Raw genomic sequence first — 18539 nt, 5'->3', positions numbered from 1 at the left:
CCACTATATCCCAGCCGCCTCGAAGCCCTGCCGAAGGAGAAACCTTTGCGTTCCACACCTCTGATTGTCATGACAGGAGCAACAAGCGGCTTGGGCCGCATCGTAGCCATCGAATTGGCCAGACGGGGCGCCCGTCTGGCGCTGACTACCCGGGATGCCGAGCGCGCTGCGGCAGTCTCGGCCGAAATCGAACTCTCGGCACCTGGGACTTCAGTGGATTTCTTCACAGCGGACTTCTCGCGCACGGGAGATGTCCGACGCGTCGGCCGTCAGATGGCAGAGCGGTACCACCAGATCGACGTCCTGATAAACAACGCTGGCCTCCACGCCTTCGAGCAGCGCATCACGGCGGATGGGTTTCCGGAGATGATGGCCGTCAACTACTTGGCACCGTGGATACTTACGCAGGCACTGCTTCCCTCCCTCAAAGCCACACCGAATGCCCGGATCGTGAATGTCGCCTCGGAGGCGTCACGTCGGCATGGATCCCTGGCTCTCCCTGGGGATCTCACCGATACTGCCCCTTTTTCCGCGCGAGGCTCTTCTGCGGTGTATGGGAAAAGCAAACTTTTGGACATCATGTTCACGTTGGAATTGGCCCGACGTCTGGAGTGGACCGGAGTCAGTGCCAACTGCGTAGACCCTGGTTTCAACGTTACGGGCCTAGGGCGGGAACTCAGGTTCGCCCCCCTGCTGGAGAAGATCCTCGCTCATCTTCATATTGGGGATCCCGAACGCGGCGCAGGCCTCATCATCAAACTGGCCAGCGACTCCACATTCTCAGGAATAAGCGGCGGCTACTACACAAGGCGGAACACGAAGCGCCTCACGCCAGTTCACCCGGCAGATGATCCAAACTTGTGCAGGCAGCTATGGGAGCACACCGAGCAGTTGCTTGCCGCATCACGTGACGGTGATGTCGCCAGCAGGTGAGAGAACATCCCGCCAAAACGGTCGGGAAGTGACCGAGCATCGGGGAAAAACCCGCAGGATGTGACCGAGCATCGGGGAAAAACCCGCAGGATGTGACCGAGCATCGGGGAAAAACCCGCAGGATGTGACCGAGCATCGGGGAAAAGCAGGCAGGACGTGAGAGAGCATCAGCGCTCGGAGTGGGCCGCCAGGAAGCTGTACACCTCGGTCTCGTCCACGCCGGGGAACGCACCCGGAGGCATGGCAGCCAGCAGATGCGAATGAGCCCGCGCCGACGGCCAGGCGTTGCCGGACCACTCGTTCGCGAGTGAGGCAGGTGGCCGCTTGCAGCAGTTCGGGTCAGGGCAGGTCGAGGTAGCACGGGCAGTGGTCTCGCGCCCACGGAACCATTTCACATGCTTATACGGCACCCCAATACTCAAGGAAAACTCACCAGCGGCAGAGCGCTCGGTCCTGGCCGTGCACCAGTAAGTACCGGAGGGCGTGTCCGTGTATTGGCTGTACGCGCTGAACTTGTCCGGCACGTCGAACACTGCCCGCGACGTCCAGGCCTTGCACGACGGCTGCCCCTCGATGGCGCCCGTGTGATCCTGCGGAAAGGTCACGCCGTCGTTCTCGTAGGCCTTGTAGATGATGCCTGACTGGTGTGTCTTCTGGAAGTGCGTGGTGATGCCCAGGTGCTTGGTGGCCAGGTTGGTGAAGCGGTGGGCGGCGGTCTCGTAGGACACAGCGAAGGCGTCGCGGATGTCCTCCACAGCGATTTCTTTCGCTGCCTTGGCTTTTTGGAGGAATTCAACGGTGGCATGCTCGGGCAACAGCAGAGCCGCGGCGAAGTAGTTGGTGGCCACTCGCTGTGCCAGAAAATCGCCGTAGTTCCGCGGAGTTTCATGCCCCAGGACATAATGGCCAAGCGCCTGCAGCAGCACCGAACGCGGATCGTGATCCTGGCGCTGGTTCTGCGTTAGGTAAATTCTGCGGTTCTTCAAATCCGTCACGGACCGTGTGGAATGGGGCAAATCGCCCACGTGGTGCAACGAAAATCCGAGGTTCTCCGCGATGTCCGCAATGACATGCTGGCTGAGCGGCCCAGTGGTGTAGCCGACCCCTTTGAGCACCTTCTGTGCCTCGGCCTCATACTCCGGGAAATAGTTACCGCGCTCGCGCATCATGGCACGCAACTCGCCGTTCGCGCGGCGCGCTTCTTCCGGCGTCGCGACCTGCTCATTTAGCTTGCGCTCGAGCTCCTGAAGCAGCCCCACTTGCGACTCCAGCACATCCAGCGGAAGCCGCGAGCTGATGCGGATTTTCGGCAGATTCAGCGACTCGTACAGGGGTCCACGTTGGTATCGTTCCAGCTCGATTTCCAGGGCCGCGCGGCGGCTGGGCGGCTCGGCCCCCAGAAGCTGATCGATGCTCACGTTGAGGGCCGCGGCAAGCTGCTGAAGGAGTCCCAATTTGGGTTCGCGTTTACCGTTTTCGATCAGGCTTAACTGGCTTGGCGCAGTCCCGACGGCGGCACTCAAGTCGTCCAGCGTCAGGCCGGCTTGCTTGCGCAGATGGCGCACGCGGCGGCCGAGGCTAATGACGTCCAGTTCGGGGGACGTCGTGGACGACGACGGCGGCGCGACTTCGCGATTCCAGCTCACAGGGGACATTTCTTGAGAATACGCGAAGAAGTGCATTTCTTTCCATAGTTTTCCTCTAGAAAGCCTGTTGTAAGTGCAGAAAAGTAGGTCTTACGAAAAGGAAATACAGACCCCGGGTGAGCCGGCCGATGCAGCAACGGCGCAGCGGAGGCCGGCCCGGGGAGCCCCGCTTGGATATTAGGAGAATGCAATGACCGCATCATTTGAACCAGCAGAATCGGCACAGACTGCAGAGCAGCAGGCAGCAGCGCTGGAACTTGAATGGTCCGCCAACCCGCGTTGGGAAGGCGTCACCCGTGATTACTCGGCCACCGACGTTGTCCGCCTCCGTGGTCGCGTCTCCGAAGAGCACACCCTGGCCCGTCGCGGTTCGGAAAAGCTCTGGAAGCAGCTGACCGAGGAAGCTCCCACCGGCGGCTACACCAACGCCCTCGGTGCCTTGACCGGCAACCAGGCCGTTCAGCAGGTCAAGGCCGGCCTCCGCGCCATCTACCTTTCCGGATGGCAGGTCGCCGCTGATGCAAACCTCTCGGGCCAGACCTACCCGGACCAGTCCCTGTACCCGGCCAACTCGGTACCCCAGGTTGTCCGCCGCATCAACAACGCGCTGCTCCGCGCAGACCAGATCGAATACGCCGAGGGCGCCAAGACGGTTGAAGACTGGCTCGTCCCGATCGTCGCCGACGCCGAAGCCGGCTTCGGTGGCCCGCTCAACGCCTACGAACTCATGAAGTCCATGATCACCGCCGGAGCTTCGGGTGTTCACTGGGAAGACCAGCTGGCATCGGAAAAGAAGTGCGGCCACCTGGGCGGCAAGGTCCTGATCCCCACCCAGCAGCACATCCGGACCCTCAACGCAGCCCGCCTCGCGGCCGACGTCGCCGGCACTCCAACCGTCGTTATCGCCCGCACCGACGCCGAAGCAGCAACGCTAATCACCTCCGACGTCGACGAGCGCGACCAGGAATTCATCACTGGTGAACGTACGGCCGAGGGCTTCTACAAGGTCCGCAACGGCATCGAACCCTGCATCGCCCGCGCCAAGGCCTACGCGCCGTACTCCGACCTCATCTGGATGGAGACGGGCACCCCGGACCTGGAGCTTGCCCGCAAGTTCGCCGAATCGGTCAAGGCCGACTTCCCAGACCAGATGCTCTCCTACAACTGCTCCCCGTCCTTCAACTGGCGCAAGCACCTGGACGACACCACCATCGCCAAGTTCCAGCGCGAACTCGGTGCCATGGGCTTCACGTTCCAGTTCATCACCCTGGCCGGCTTCCACGCCCTGAACTACTCGATGTTCGATCTCGCCCACGGCTACGCCCGTGAAGGCATGAGCGCCTACGTCGAACTCCAGGAAAAGGAATTCGCCTCCGAGTCCCGCGGCTACACCGCCACCAAGCACCAGCGCGAAGTCGGCACCGGCTACTTCGACGATATCGCTACTGCGCTCAACCCGAACGCATCCACCCTCGCATTGGTCGGATCGACCGAAGAGGGCCAGTTCCATTAACCAACACGCCCAGGTGAGCTGTTCGCTTCGCTCACCACAGGGCACGACGGCGGCACTCACCGCCATCGGCCGGGAAGGGGAATCCGGAAGCGTGCGTAAAAGGGGCCCTGTCCCGGACGTCGGCCGAGCCCCGCGAGGCCATGCGGCCGGGACGGGGAATAGCACGCGGAGGATTTCTCTTCCCGGCCCCACCAACCCAGGCAAGTGCCGCCGTCGAACCTTTTCTTAGGAGTTTTGAAATGAACAGCTTCACTGACAACTTCACTATTAATGGCATCACGATCACGGCTCAGCCCATTTGCCGTCAGAACGAGGTTTTGACGCCGGACGCCCTTGAGTTCATCGGCAAGTTGCACCGGGCTACGGCCGATCGTCGTCAGGAGCTGATGCAGGCCCGGCATGCCCGCCGGAACCAGATTTCTTCCGGCCAGGATCCCCGTTTCCTCCCGCAGACCGAGGGCATCCGCAACGATCCTTCCTGGCGCGTTGCTCCGCCGGCTCCGGGTTTGGAGGACCGCCGCGTGGAGATCACGGGTCCGGTGGACAAGAAGATGACCATCAACGCCCTGAACTCGGGTGCGAAGGTCTGGCTCGCTGACATGGAAGACTCCTCGACGCCGACGTGGCGCAACGTCATCCAGGGCCAGCTGAACCTGACCGATGCTTTGGAGCGTCGCATTGATTTCACGTCCCCGGAGGGCAAGGAGTACAAGCTCAAGGCTGCCGAGGACCTGCCCACCATCGTGGTCCGTCCGCGTGGCTGGCACCTTCCCGAGAAGCACATGCTGATCGACGGAAAGCCGATCGCCGGTGGCATCGTGGACTTCGGGCTGTTCTTCTTCCACAACGCCCGCCGCCTGCTGGCCCAAGGCAAGGGACCGTACTTCTACCTGCCTAAGATCGAGAACCACCTCGAAGCTCGCCTGTGGAACGACATCTTCGTCCTGGCGCAGGACCTGCTAGGCATTCCGCAGGGCACCATCCGCGCCACGGTCCTGATCGAAACCATCACGGCCGCGTTTGAGATGGAGGAGATCCTGTACGAACTCCGCGATCACGCCTCGGGCCTGAATGCCGGTCGCTGGGACTACATCTTCTCCCTGATCAAGAACTTCCGCACCCGCGGACCGCGTTTCGTGCTCCCGGACCGCGGCCAGGTGACCATGACCCAGCCGTTCATGCGTGCCTACACCGAACAACTCGTGCGGGCCTGCCACCGCCGCGGGGCCATGGCGATCGGTGGGATGGCTGCCGCTGTTCCCAACCGCAAGGACGAAGCCGCCAACCAGGCATCGTTCGAGAAGGTCCGTGCGGACAAAACCCGTGAAGCCAACGACGGCTTCGACGGTTCATGGGTGGCCCACCCGGATCTCGTGCCGGTCTGCCGCGAAGTTTTTGACTCAGTTCTCGGCGACCGCCCCAACCAGCTGGAGCGCTCCCGCGAGGACGTCACCCCCGACGACCGCGCCCTGATCGACATCGCCAGCACCGAGGGAACCATCACCGAAGCCGGCGTACGCCTGAACATCGAAGTAGGCATCCGCTACATCGAGTCCTGGCTCCGCGGCAACGGAGCCGTGGCCATCCACAACCTCATGGAAGACGCCGCCACCGCCGAGATCTCCCGGTCCCAGCTCTGGCAGTGGATCCACTCACACGCCATCACCGATCACGGCGACATCATCAGCCGAGAATGGGTTCAGGACATGCTGGACGAGGAATTCGCCCGGCTGGAACGCTTCGACGGAGACCGCTTCGCCGACGCCCGCGCCATCTTCGAAGAAGTCACCCTGGCCGAGGAATTCCCCACCTTCCTGACCATCCCGGCCTACGCCCGTTTCCTCACCGAGGCCCGAGAAGAGGCCACGGAAGAGGAACTCGTCGCCGCCTAGGGCTACTGACCTGAAAAGGTAGCGACAAACCAAGCCCCGACGCTGGGCTGCCTGCACTCTTCGCAACAAGTGACCCCGATGGTCGGGGAGGCAGCCCAGCAGCGGGGCTTCTCCATGCCACCTCGACGGTTCGCTCGCTCCGTTTCGATGGTTGGCTGCGCACCATGCCGTGCGCACGGCACGTTCGGCAGCGCACCCCCGAATCGGGCAGGCACGGCGAAAGGCCGACCCATTCGATGGCTTGCTGCACACAAGACGCTTCCTACCGTCTAATGCGCAGCCAGCCCCCGAAACGGGCAAGCGCATCGGACACACCACGACGGCGGCCCCCACCTACCGCTGCCAGCTCGTTCCATTTCGATGATCCGCTGCACACCATGCCGTGCGCACGGCACATTCCGCAGCGCACCCCCGAAACGGGCGCAACACCACGGCACACCCCGACGCCGGCCCGCACCTACCGCTGCCGGGCCACCCAGCGCACGGACAATGTAATGCACACGCAGAACGCGAGCACCGAACCCAGGATCACCAGCAGCGGCACGGTCCAGCCGCTGGACACAGCGTGGACGTAGCCGATGACCGTTGGCGCCAAGGCTGCAACCAAGTAGCCCACACCCTGCACAACTGCGGACATCTTCCCCGCGGCCGCCTGGGAGTGCGCGAACTTGATGATGGCGATGAACACGACCGTGATGCCGCCACCCTGCGCAACGCCGCCCATCGAAGACCACATCCACCACAAACCGGGTGCCAGCAGCAAGCCCACGGGAACCGTCAGCCATAACGCACTCAAGGTGACGGCCACCGTCGTCGTACTCGCAAAGCGGGCCAAGAGTGGCACGCCCAGCCCGCCCACTATCGCGAAGATCTGGAACAGTGATGATCCGGCTCCGGCCTCGGCGGCGCCCATGCCGAGCTCGTCGGACAGGAAGGTCGGCAGCCACGCCGTGATGCCGTAGTAGGAGAACGCCTGGCCCGCGAAGCCAATCGTCAGGCCCACGGTGAGCCAGCCCACTCCAGCAACCGCAGCGGATGCAGAGCGATCGGGCGCAGGAACCGCAGCCGGAACCAGCGCGCGCCGGAATCCAACAGTCGGGATCCAGAACAGGATGGCTGCCAACGCCAGAAGGGCACTCGCGGCCAGGGAAAGCCGCCAGCCCAACCATTCAGCGAGCGGCGCAGTAGCCACGGATGTAAGGAACGATCCGATATTCAAGGCGGCCGTATAGACGCCCATCGCGGTGGCTTGGCGCCGTGGGGCAAAGTCCCGGCGGATGATGAGCGGCACGGCGATATTGCCGATCGTAATAGCCACGCCAATGATGACCGTCCCCACCATCACCGGCACGCCACCGCCGCTGGACCGGATCACGACGCCGGCCAGTACGCCAAGCAGCGTAAGCATCACCGCGAATTCGGCACCGAGGCGCCGGCCAGCCAAGGAGGCCAACGGCGAGGCCAGCGAAAAACAGAGCACAGGGATGCCGGTCAACAGGCCGAGTTCAACAGGTGAGAATCCCAGGTCGGCCTGCAGCGAACCCACCACGGGGGCCACTGCTACGAACGGCCCGCGCATGTTGAGCGCGATCAGGCCGATGCACGCGAGGATCAACCAACCCCTTGGAACTTTGGCGAGGAACTGGTTCATGCTGTGCGCGGGAGGGCTGCGGGAAACGTTTTCATCACCTTCATTGCTATCACGCCCTCACCGGCCATCCCGTCACAAAAGGCCTCTATCCCGTGGCTTGGAGCGTGGCTTCAATCACTGCCGGCGAGAGCACGTACTGCGTCACCATCTGGCTGGCGCCCAGGATTGCGGCGCGATCACCGGCCATGGAAATACCGATCCGAAGGTGCGTAGTGGCCAACGGCAGTGAACGACGGTAGACAACCTCGCGAATGCCGGCAACGAGGTGTTCGCCGGCCTCTCCCACGCTGCCGCCGATGATAATCATGGACGGATTGAGCAGGTTAACCACGGTGGCCAGCACATCGCCGACGTCCCGTCCCGCCTGCCGCAGCGCCTGGATGGCCTGCAAATTTCCTTCGCCCACCAGCCGTAGGACATCTGCGCCCGTGGCGGCTTCGAGACCTTGAGCCTTGAGCTGGCGGGCGACGGCGGGACCTGAGGCGAGCGCTTCGAGGCACCCGTAGTTGCCGCAGCGGCAGAGGACGTCGTCGCCACGGGGCACCCGTACGTGGCCGAGGTCGCCGGCAGTGCCATTGGCGCCGCGCTGTAGCTGACCACTGCTGATGATGCCTGCGCCGATGCCAGTGGCCACTTTGATGAACAGGAAATTCTCGTGGTCGGGCCAGTATGCCGTGCGTTCGCCGAGCGCCATGATGTTGACGTCGTTGTCCACCAGCACGGGAACCGGCAGCGAGCGCTGGACATAAGGAACGACGTCGAATCCGTCCCAGCCAGGCATGATGGGCGGCTTGACCGGCCGTCCGGTCGCGTGTTCCACGGGGCCGGGCAGTCCGATGCCAATGCCGGCGAGGTCGCCAAGTTCACGACCGGCTTCGGTCAGCAGCGCACGTCCGGCGTTGATGACCTGGCCAAGGACAACATCAGGACCCGCGGCGACTTCCTGCGTCAGCCTGCGTTCGGCCAGGACACTTCCACCAAGGTCGGTGACGGCCACAATCACGTGGGTCGCTCCGACGTCGACGGCCAGGACCACGCGGGCGGCGGGGTTGAAGGCAAAGCGCGACGGCGGCCTTCCGCCACTTGATGTGGCCTCCCCGGCGGGCCCTACGAGGCCGGATCCGATCAGGGCGTCAATGCGGGAGGCGACGGTGGAGCGGGCGAGTCCTGTGGTGAGGGCAAGTTCAGCACGGGTCCGGGCTTGGCCGTCCCGCAGGAGCTGGAAGAGGTCCCCGGCACGTGAAAGGTTACCGGCGTCCTGCGCGGGGGCGTCTTTTCCGCCGTGGTGTCCGGGTGCTGAGGTCATGCCATTAGTGAAGCACGATTGCTTATGCGTGTCATGCGGCAGAAGTTTGTCGGCCATATTTCAACTTTTGCTTGACGCTCGGCAAAAGTCCCCCTAGGTTGTGAGGAGCAGCACATCAATCCCCTTGAATGCCGGAAATCAACGGCATCAATTTGCCTCCACCCACAACGACGAGGAGAGACAGTGTCATATTCGATCCAGCTCTACACGGTCCGAAAGGCCCTTGAAGAGGATCTGGCGGGAACCATCCAGCGCTTGGCCGAGATCGGCTTCACCATGGTTGAGCCATACCGTTTCGTTGCCAAGGCCGAAGAACTCAAGCAGGCATTGACGGAGAACAACCTCACCGGTCCGTCCGGCCACGCTCCTTTGCTCAGCGATGACCAGGACGCAATCTTTGCTGCTGCAAAGCACTTGGGCATCGGAACTGTTATTGACCCGCATGTCCCGATCGAGCGCTGGAACACGATCGAAGACATCAAAGCAACCGCGGAACAGCTCAACGCGGCTGCCGCCAAGGGATCCGAATACGGTGTCCGCGTCGGTTATCACAACCACTGGTGGGAAGTTGAGTCCGTCATTGACGGCAAAACGGCAATCGAACACTTGGCCGACCACCTCAACCCCGAGGTCGTCCTTGAATTGGACACGTACTGGGCTGCAGTCGGTGGTCAGAATCCCGCCGAACTCCTGGCCCGGCTTGGTGATCGGGTCAAGTTCATCCACATCAAGGACGGTCCCGTAACCCCCGATCCGTCGAGCCAGCTCGCCGTTGGTGCCGGTCAGATGCCTATCTGGGACGTCTTGAACGCTGCCGGATCACTTGAAGCAGCGGTCGTGGAACTGGACGACTTCCAAGGCGACATGTTCGACGCCGTGGAAGACAGCTACAACTACCTCAGCGCTGGGAAGGTGTCCGCATGAGCAACGCAGCAGGAGCGGCCTTTGGTTCTCTGATGTCAACCCCCTTAGGTTCAGGGCCCGTTGGCGTCGGCATCATCGGCGCAGGTGTCATCAGCAAGCAGTACCTCGACAACCTCACAAGCTTCCCCGATGTTCGCGTTGTGGCGATCGGTGACTTGTTCGAAGAGGCCGCAGCCACCCGAGCCAACGAGTACGGCATCCCCGTGCACGGTGGCATCGACGCTGTCCTCGGCCACCCCGAGGTGGAGATTGTCATCAACCTGACCATCCCCGCTGCCCACGTGGAAGTTGCCACGCAGGCTGTCAACGCAGGCAAGCACGTCTGGAGCGAAAAGCCCTTCTCCTTGGACCGCGAAAGTGGCTTGGGCTTGCTAAAGGCCGCGGACGCAGCGGGCCTCAGGCTGGGTTGCGCACCGGACACGTTCCTCGGCGCCGGCCTCCAAACTGCCCGCCGGATGATTGAACGCGGCGACATCGGCACTCCCCTGACAGCACTGACCTTGATGCAGTCCCCGGGCCCGGAATCCTGGCACCCGAACCCCGCATTCCTGTTCCAGGACGGCGCGGGTCCCCTGTTCGACATCGGCCCCTACTACCTGACCACGCTCGTGCAGACCTTCGGCAGCATCCGCAAGGTAGCCGCTTTCGGTTCGAAGTCCCGCGAAACACGCGTGATCGGCTCGGGTCCCAAGGCAGGCGAGACGTTCGACGTCACGGTCCCTACGCACGTCAGCTCCATCCTGGAGTTCGAGAACGGTGAGTCTGCCCAGAGCATCTTCAGCTTCGATTCCCCGCTCAAGCGCGCAGGGTTCGTGGAGATCACGGGTTCCGAGGCCACCATCGCTTTGCCGGACCCGAACAACTTCGACGGCGACATCAGGATTTGCGCGCTCGGTTCCGACGATTGGACAACCGTCCCTTCAATTGGCTCAACTGCCAGCCGTGGCGCGGGCGTCCTGGAAATGGCCCGCGCCATCCGTGAAGGCCGGCCACACCGCGCCCAGGGTGAACTTGCGTTCCACATCCTGGACACCATGGCCTCCATCGCAGAGTCAATCGACAACCGCGCCTTCGTGGATGTGGAAAGCTCCGCCGCCCAGGTTCCAGCCCTACCCGAGGATTGGGACCCCACGGCAGCAACCCTTTCAGCCTAGTTTCAGCCAGCACCAGCTCGACGACGAGAAAACCGGAGCATCATGAAGAATCCCCTGAAAGTCCTATCGGCGGTTGCCGCGACGGCAGCCTTGGCACTGGGTCTCAGCGCCTGCGGTGGCGGCGGTAGCAGCCCACAAGCAAGCAGCGACACCATCACCTACTGGGCATCGGATCAAGGCAACAGCCTGGACGACACCGCGGCCAAGCTGAAGCCCACCCTGGATCGCTTTACGGAAAAAACCGGAGTAAAGGTACAGCTGGAAGTCATCAGCTGGACAGACCTCTACAACCGCATTCTTACAGCAGTCACAAGTGGCGACGGCCCCGACGTCCTCAACATCGGAAACACGTGGGCCGTGACCCTGCAGGAGACGGGCGCTTTTGAGCCCGTGGAAGGTGAACTGCTGGAGGCCGTTGGCGGCAAGGACCGCTTCCTGAAGACCAGCTGGTCGACAGGTGGCGCGGAAGGCAAGACCCCGACGTCTGTGCCGCTCTACGGTTTGGCCTACAACATGTATTACAACACCAAGCTGTTCAAGGAAGCCGGCATCGAGAAGGCCCCCACAACCTGGGACGAGTTTGTGGCTGACGCCAAGAAGCTCACCAAGGACACCAACGGGGACGGCAAGCCTGATCAGTGGGGCTTCACCGCAGCCGGAGCATCCGTTTCCGCCAACTCGCACCAAGCGTTCGTTCGTGGCCTGCAAAACGGCGGCACCTTGTTCGACGCTGGCGGAAAGCCCACCTTCGACAGCGATCCCCAGGTTGAGGGAGTCAAGCAGTTCGTGGACTTGATGGCCACGGACAAGGTGATGTCGCCGTCGGACGCTGAACTGAGTCAGGGCAGCCAAAAGGTGGACAACCTCATCAACGGCAAGGCCGCCATGATGTTTGACCAGAGCCCGCTGAAGAACTTCGCAGCGCGCGACTTCAAGGACTGGGGCGTAGCCCCGATCCCCATGATGACCGCCGGAGCTACCGGTGAGCGTGGCACACAGAGCCACGTGGCCGGTATCAACCTCAGCGTCTTCAAGAACAGCGACAACAAGGCAAACGCCATCAAGCTTGCCGCGTTCCTGACCAGCGACGAAGAGCAGATTGCCCTCAACAAGGCCTACTCCTCGCTGCCCGTAGTCACCGCGGCTTCGAGCGATCCTGCCTTCCAGACCGAAGAAGTGAAGGCCAAGAATGACGCCCTGGCCAACCACTCCCTGCCCATGCCGCTGATCGCGAAAGAGGGTCAGATGGAGACCCTCACCGGCACGGCAATCAAGAACCTCTTTGCCAAGGCGGCAACGGGAACTGTTTCCGAAGACGACATCCGGGCGGCCCTCAAGGACGCCAACAACCAGATGGCCGCGGCCCAGTAACCAAGCCTCATGAGCGGGGACGCCACCACAACGTGGCGTCCCCGCTCCGGCAAAGGAGTTTCCATGTCCCATTCAGCATTGGACAGCGGCCCGGCCGCTGCAGGCAGCCCCGCTGCCGTTGATCCCGAGCCCGGCCAAAAACGGGCAGCAAGCACACCGCCGGTACGTAAACGGCTTCGCTCATTCCTCCCCTACGGCTTGATCCTTCCGGCCGCGATCCTTGAGCTCCTGATCCACATCGGACCGATGCTCCTTGGCATCTGGATCGCGTTCATCTCCCTGACGCAGCTCAACCTCACCAACTGGCTCAACGCGCCGTTCGTAGGGCTGCAGAACTTCATCAACGGCCTCAACCCGGACAGCACCATCGGTCAGGCCTTCTTCAGCACGGTTGGCCGCACGCTGGGGTACACCATCCTGGTGGTCGGCTTCTCCTGGGTGCTCGGCATGGCAGGCGCGGTTTTCCTGTCCTCCAACTTCAGGGGACGCGCACTTCTTCGCACGTTCTTCCTGGTCCCGTACGCACTCCCGGCATATGTCGGAACCATCGCGTGGGCTTTCATGTTCAACCAGCGCGATGGTGCCGTGAACCAGATCCTGGTGGACACCCTTCACCTCTTCGGCGACGAACGCCCCTTCTGGCTGCTGGGCCAGAACTCCTTCGGAGCCATGGTGATTGTGAACGTGTGGCAGTTGTGGCCCTTCGCGTTCCTCATGCTGATGGCTGCCCTGCAGAACGTTCCCACTGACGTCTATGAGGCAGCGGCCATTGACGGCGCTACGCTCTGGCAGCAGTTCCGTCGCATCACGTTGCCCATGGTCCGCCCGGCCAACGGGGTGCTGCTCATGGTCATGTCGCTGTGGACCTTCAACCAGTTCAACGTCCCGTTCGTCCTGTTCGGAGCCACGTCTCCCAAGGAAGCCACCCTTATTTCCCCACTGATCTACCAAAACTCCTTCGGCAGTTGGAACTTCGGTCTGGGCGGCGCAATGAGCGTACTGCTGCTGATCGCCCTGTTCATTGCCTCCGCTTTCTACATCCGCATGGTGCTGCCCAAGGGAGCCGACAATGATTGAGACACGCAACTTCCGGATCCTCAGGACCATAGTCCTGACCATCCTGTCCCTCTGGGTGGCGATCCCGCTCTTCGTAGTGGTCTCCACCTCATTGAAACCCCTCAAGGACGTCTCAGGGCTCTTCCAGTGGATTCCCCGGGAAATCACCGCCTCACCGTACCTGGATATCTGGACCACGGTTCCGCTGGCCAAGTACTTCCAGAACAGCCTCATCATCACCGTCTGCGCAACAGCGTGCTCAGTGACAGTCGCAGTCCTGGCCGCCTACGCCATTGCGCGCTTGCAGTTCAAGGGAAAGCGCGCCTTCAGCCTGACTGTCCTCTCCACCCAGATGTTCCCTGGCATCCTGTTCCTCCTGCCGCTGTACCTGATCTTCACGCAGATCCGCAACATGACCGGCTTGCAGCTGCAGGGCTCCTACCTCGGGCTGATCATCACGTACATGACGTTCACGTTGCCCTTCGCCATCTGGATGCTGAGCGGCTACTTCGCCTCGATACCCAAGGAACTGGAAGAGGCTTCGATGATCGATGGCACCGGGAGGATGGGAGCACTGTTCCGTGTGATCCTCCCTGTTGCCAAGCCGGGCATCATCGCAGTTGCCGTGTATTCCTTCATCTCCGCATGGGGCGAGGTTTTGTTCGCATCCGTGCTGACCAACGAATCCACAAAAACACTGTCCCTGGGGCTCAAGGCCTACGCCAGTGAATCAGACGTGTTTTGGAACCAGCTCATGGCCGCTTCCGTTGTGGTCAGCCTTCCCGTTTTGATCGGATTCATCCTGGTGCAAAAACACTTGGTGGCAGGGCTGTCGTCAGGAGCGGTTAAGTAGGTTCACTGTTAAGTACGAGCAACAGCCAAGTACGAGCAACACCGGACGATCACTGAGAAGGCATCCATGTCGTATTCACTTCAGCTCTACACCGTTCGCAACGCCATCCAGGAAGACCTGTCTGGGACCATCAGGAGAGTCGCGGAGATCGGCTTCACGCAGGTGGAACCGTACAACTTCGTGGCCACCGCCCAAGAACTCGGCGCTGCTTTGAGGGAGAACGGCCTCACCGCTCCGTCCGGGCACGCGCCCCTTTTGAGCCAGGACCAGGAAGAGATTTTCGCTGCGGCCAAGGAACTGGGCATCACCACCGTGATTGATCCTTTCCTTCCTGCGGAGCACTGGCAGGACGCCGGGACTATCCAGTCCACCGCCGCAGCGCTGAACGCGGCAGCGAAGAAGGGCGCCGAGTACGGCATTCGCGTTGGCTACCACAACCATGCGTGGGAGCTGGAGTCCACCATTGAGGGCCAGACCGCACTGGAGTACTTCGAGGGACTGCTGGATCCGGAACTCGTCCTCGAGGTGGATACGTATTGGGCAGCTGTCGGTGGCCAGGATCCGGTTTCGCTGCTGGAGCGCCTGGGCGACCGGGTGAAGCTCATCCACATCAAGGACGGACCGGCCACCACGGATACCAAGGCCCAACAGCCCGCCGGCCAGGGAAGCATCCCGGTCCTAGACATCATCTCAGCAGCCAAGTCCCTGGAAGTTGGCGTGGTGGAGTTCGACGACTACTCCGGCGATATTTTTGAGGGCATCACCGAGAGCCTGAGGTATTTGACGGCTGCGGCAAGCGTTCAGGCAGCCGAGGGAACTATTTCCGAGGAGGCAGGGGCATGAGTTTCACACCTTCAACCCGCAAGGGTCCCGTTGACGTCGCCGTCATCGGTGCGGGCAATATCAGCAAGCAGTATCTGGATAACCTTACGGTCTTTCCGGACGTGAAGGTCCTGGTGATCGCAGACCTCTTCGTCGAGGCCGCCGCGGCGCGGGCCAAGGAATACGGGATCCCCGAATTCGGTGCGCCCGAGCTGGCACTGAACCATCCCGACGTCGAGATCATCGTGAACCTGACCATCCCGGCGGCGCACGTCGAGGTTGCCACGGCCGCAGTCAACGCCGGCAAGCACGTCTGGACGGAGAAGCCATTCTCCCTGGACCGCGAGTCCGGCCTTGGCCTGCTGAAAGCAGCCGACGCTGCGGGGACGCGGCTTGGCACAGCGCCTGATACGTTCCTGGGGGCCGGCTTGCAGACCGCGCGCAGGATCATCGAGCGCGGGGACATCGGCACCCCGTTGACGGGAATGACCACCTTCCAGACGCCGGGCCCGGAATCCTGGCACCCGAACCCGGCGTTCTTGTTTCAGGACGGCGCCGGCCCGTTGTTCGACATGGGCCCGTACTACCTCACGGCCCTCATCCAGACGTTCGGCTCGGTCCGTAAGGTGGCCGCCGTCGGCTCCTCCGCGAAAGCGACCCGGATCATTGGTTCCGGTCCGAAGGCCGGGGAGGAATTCGCCGTCGAGGTCCCCACCCACGTCTCCGCGATGGCGCAGTTCGAAAGCGGTGCGTCCTCGCACAGCGTGTTCTCGTTCGAGTCCCCGCGCCTGCGGATGGGGTTCGTGGAAATCACCGGCTCCGAAGCCACGCTCTCGCTGCCGGACCCGAACTATTTCGACGGCGACCTCAAGCTCTGGCGTCCAGGTGCGGAAGAACCCGAGATCATCCCGGCCACCGGACCGGCCAACGGGCGGGGCCTGGGCGTGCTGGACATGGCCCGTGCCCTCCGTTCAGGCGCCCCGCACCGCGCCACCGGCGAACTGGCCTACCACGTGCTGGACACGATGGTCTCGATTTCCGAATCCGTGGAATCGGGCTCGTTCGTAGACGTCACCAGCAACGCGCCCGCCTCTGAAGCAGTCCCGGAGGACTGGGCGCCGGAAACCGCAACACTCCAGGCAACCGCAACTCCGTAAGTAACGAGGAACCCCACCATGAGCACCCCCGCCCACACTGACCAGAGCCAGGGCACCCAGCAACCTACCCGCCCATTGGGGGTCGCCGCGATCGGCTACGCGTTCATGGGTAAAGCCCACTCGAACGCGTGGCGGAATGTGGCCAGCTTCTTCGACGTCCCGGCCTTCGAGCAAAAAGTGCTCGTCGGCCGGGACGCCTCCCTGGTAGCCGAGGCCGCCGCCAAGTACGGCTGGGCCGAGTCCGCCACGGACTGGCGCTCGGTCATTGAACGTGACGACATCCACATCGTCGATATCTGCGCCCCGGGCTGGATGCACGCCGAAATCGCCATCGCCGCCCTCGAGGCCGGCAAACACGTCCTGGTGGAAAAGCCGCTGGCGAATACGATCGCCGAGGCCGAAGCCATGACTGCAGCCGCCGCCTCAGGCCGCGCCAAGGGCGTGCAGTCGATGATCGGTTTCAACTACCGCCGCGTCCCCGCGTTGGCGCTTGCACGCGAACTGATCGCCGAAGGCCGCCTCGGCACCGTCCGGCACGTCCGGGCCGCCTACCTGCAGGACTGGCTCTCCGACGCCGAATCCCCCATGACCTGGCGGCTCCGCAAGGAAACCGCCGGATCCGGCGCGCTGGGCGACATCGCCTCGCACGCCATCGACCAAGTCCTGTTCCTCCTGGGTGACGGCGTCACCGAGGTCACGGGCCGCCTGCACACCTTCGTGAATCGCCGCCCGGGGCCGAATGGCCCCGAAGACGTAACGGTCGACGACGCCGCCTGGGCCACGTTGACACTCGCCTCCGGAGCAATCGCCTCGCTGGAAGTCAGCCGGGTAGCGACCGGCCAGAAGAACTCCCTCAAGCTCGAAATCTACGGAGACAAAGGCACCATCCTGTTCGACCTCGAAGCGCTGAACGAGCTCGGCTTCCTGGACGCGACCGCACCAGTCCGCGAGCAGGGCTTCCGCCGGATCCTCGTCAACGAACCCGAGCACCCCTACCTCGAAGCGTGGTGGCCGCAGGGTCACATCATCGGCTGGGAACACACCTTCACGCACCAGATCCGGGACTTCCTGCTGGCCATTCGGGACGGCAGCCAGCCCTCGCCGTCGTTCGAAGAAGGGCTGAACGTCCAGCATGTGCTCGCTGCCATCGAAGAATCCGCGGCGGCCAAAAGCTCACTGATCCAGCTTCACACCACCTCCCTAAACACCACCACCACCACTGAAGGAGCCTGACATGCCCCGCCCGTACACCTTGTTCACCGGCCAGTGGGCCGACCTCCCCTTCGAGGAAGTCGCCCGCCTTGCCTCGGGCTGGGGCTACGACGGCCTGGAAATCGCCGTCTCCGGAGACCACCTGGACGCCTGGCGCTGGGACGAACCCGGCTACGTCGAGTCCAAACTCGCCGTCCTTGAAAAGTACAACCTGAAGGTCTGGGCCATCTCCAACCACCTCAAAGGCCAGGCCGTGTGCGATGACCCCATCGACTTCCGCCACGAAGCAATCGTCGGGTCCCGCGTGTGGGGTGACGGGGACCCCGAAGGCGTCCGTCAACGCGCCGCCGAAGAAATGAAACACACCGCCCGGCTCGCCCGCGCATTGGGGGTCGACACCGTGGTCGGGTTCACCGGGTCCTCCATCTGGCAGTACGTCGCCATGTTCCCGCCCGTCCCCGAAAAAGTCATCGACGCCGGCTACCAGGACTTCGCGGACCGGTGGAACCCCATCCTGGACGTGTTCGATGAATGCGGGGTCCGCTTCGCCCACGAAGTCCACCCTTCCGAGATCGCCTACGACTACTGGACCACCGTCCGGACCCTGGAAGCCATCGGCCACCGGCCCACGTTCGGCCTGAACTGGGACCCCTCCCACTTCATGTGGCAAGGCATCGACCCCGTCTCCTTCATCTGGGACTTCAAGGACCGCATCTACCACGTGGACTGCAAGGACACCAAGCTCCGGCCCACCGGCCGCAACACCGTGATGGGCTCCCACCTGCCCTGGGGAGATCCGCGCCGTGGCTGGGACTTCGTTTCCGCCGGACGCGGAGACGTGCCCTGGGAATCCTCCTTCCGGGCCCTTACCGCCATCGGCTACACCGGCCCCATCAGCATCGAATGGGAAGACGCCGGCATGGACCGCCTCCACGGCGCCCCCGAAGCCCTCGCCGCCCTCAAAAGATACGACTTCCCCGCCTCCCAAACCAGCTTCGACGCCGCCTTCAGCAGCAAGGACTAGTTCAGCAGCAAGGACCAGGAAAGGA

General features: G+C 62.9%; 15 protein-coding genes. 12 read left to right on the top strand and 3 right to left on the bottom strand.

Annotated features, from left to right (window positions below; genetic code table 11):
* Positions 1-45 precede the first annotated feature (45 nt).
* Positions 46-933, top strand: a complete 888-nt coding sequence (locus tag VUN82_03680; protein ID XAS72970.1) for an SDR family NAD(P)-dependent oxidoreductase — start codon at positions 46-48, stop codon at positions 931-933.
* A gap of 167 nt (positions 934-1100) precedes the next feature.
* Here VUN82_03680 and VUN82_03675 read toward each other — a convergent pair whose 3' ends face one another.
* On the bottom strand, positions 1101-2615 hold the full coding sequence (locus VUN82_03675; protein ID XAS72969.1) for a helix-turn-helix domain-containing protein: 1515 nt from the start codon (positions 2613-2615) through the stop codon (positions 1101-1103).
* Between the two features lie 154 nt (positions 2616-2769).
* On the opposite strand from VUN82_03675, the gene aceA reads away from it, so the two are divergent.
* Together aceA and aceB are read left to right on the top strand one after the other, a co-directional pair.
* Positions 2770-4092 (top strand): isocitrate lyase, encoded by a 1323-nt coding sequence (gene aceA / locus VUN82_03670; protein XAS72968.1) that lies wholly within the window; start codon positions 2770-2772, stop codon positions 4090-4092.
* Between the two features lie 239 nt (positions 4093-4331).
* Positions 4332-5984: a malate synthase A gene (gene aceB / locus VUN82_03665; GenBank protein ID XAS72967.1), complete on the top strand. Its 1653-nt coding sequence runs from the start codon at positions 4332-4334 to the stop codon at positions 5982-5984.
* Between the two features lie 457 nt (positions 5985-6441).
* Here the strand turns inward: aceB and VUN82_03660 are convergent, their stop codons facing one another.
* Together VUN82_03660 and VUN82_03655 are read right to left on the bottom strand one after the other, a co-directional pair.
* On the bottom strand, positions 6442-7635 hold the full coding sequence (locus VUN82_03660) for an MFS transporter (GenBank protein ID XAS72966.1): 1194 nt from the start codon (positions 7633-7635) through the stop codon (positions 6442-6444).
* 85 nt (positions 7636-7720) lie between these two features.
* Positions 7721-8941: an ROK family protein gene (locus VUN82_03655; GenBank protein ID XAS72965.1), complete on the bottom strand. Its 1221-nt coding sequence runs from the start codon at positions 8939-8941 to the stop codon at positions 7721-7723.
* 183 nt (positions 8942-9124) lie between these two features.
* On the opposite strand from VUN82_03655, the gene VUN82_03650 reads away from it, so the two are divergent.
* The 9 genes from VUN82_03650 (at position 9125) to VUN82_03610 (ending at position 18514) form a co-directional block, all read left to right on the top strand.
* Positions 9125-9865, top strand: coding sequence for a sugar phosphate isomerase/epimerase (locus VUN82_03650; protein XAS72964.1), 741 nt, complete (start codon positions 9125-9127; stop codon positions 9863-9865).
* Positions 9866-9897: 32 nt separating this feature from the next.
* Positions 9898-11019, top strand: a complete 1122-nt coding sequence (locus VUN82_03645; protein XAS74595.1) for a Gfo/Idh/MocA family oxidoreductase — start codon at positions 9898-9900, stop codon at positions 11017-11019.
* Positions 11020-11061: 42 nt separating this feature from the next.
* The gene (locus VUN82_03640; GenBank protein XAS72963.1) at positions 11062-12390 is read left to right on the top strand and encodes a sugar ABC transporter substrate-binding protein; all 1329 of its coding nucleotides are present in this window, start codon (positions 11062-11064) and stop codon (positions 12388-12390) included.
* A gap of 63 nt (positions 12391-12453) precedes the next feature.
* The gene (locus tag VUN82_03635; GenBank protein XAS72962.1) at positions 12454-13467 is read left to right on the top strand and encodes a sugar ABC transporter permease; all 1014 of its coding nucleotides are present in this window, start codon (positions 12454-12456) and stop codon (positions 13465-13467) included.
* Positions 13460-14299, top strand: a complete 840-nt coding sequence (locus tag VUN82_03630) for a carbohydrate ABC transporter permease (GenBank protein XAS72961.1) — start codon at positions 13460-13462, stop codon at positions 14297-14299. Before VUN82_03635 ends, VUN82_03630 begins: the two co-directional genes overlap by 8 nt.
* 66 nt (positions 14300-14365) lie before the next feature.
* Positions 14366-15142, top strand: a complete 777-nt coding sequence (locus VUN82_03625) for a sugar phosphate isomerase/epimerase (protein ID XAS72960.1) — start codon at positions 14366-14368, stop codon at positions 15140-15142.
* Positions 15139-16278, top strand: coding sequence for a Gfo/Idh/MocA family oxidoreductase (locus tag VUN82_03620; protein ID XAS72959.1), 1140 nt, complete (start codon positions 15139-15141; stop codon positions 16276-16278). Before VUN82_03625 ends, VUN82_03620 begins: the two co-directional genes overlap by 4 nt.
* An 18-nt stretch (positions 16279-16296) precedes the next feature.
* On the top strand, positions 16297-17511 hold the full coding sequence (locus VUN82_03615; GenBank protein ID XAS72958.1) for a Gfo/Idh/MocA family oxidoreductase: 1215 nt from the start codon (positions 16297-16299) through the stop codon (positions 17509-17511).
* A gap of 1 nt (position 17512) precedes the next feature.
* Positions 17513-18514 (top strand): sugar phosphate isomerase/epimerase family protein, encoded by a 1002-nt coding sequence (locus tag VUN82_03610; GenBank protein ID XAS72957.1) that lies wholly within the window; start codon positions 17513-17515, stop codon positions 18512-18514.
* Positions 18515-18539 lie beyond the last annotated feature (25 nt).

Source organism: Micrococcaceae bacterium Sec5.1, assembly GCA_039636795.1.
Lineage (GTDB): Bacteria > Actinomycetota > Actinomycetes > Actinomycetales > Micrococcaceae > Arthrobacter.
The sequence above is the reverse complement of the archived record's forward strand: the minus strand, read 5'-3'. Positions and strand labels throughout refer to the sequence as shown.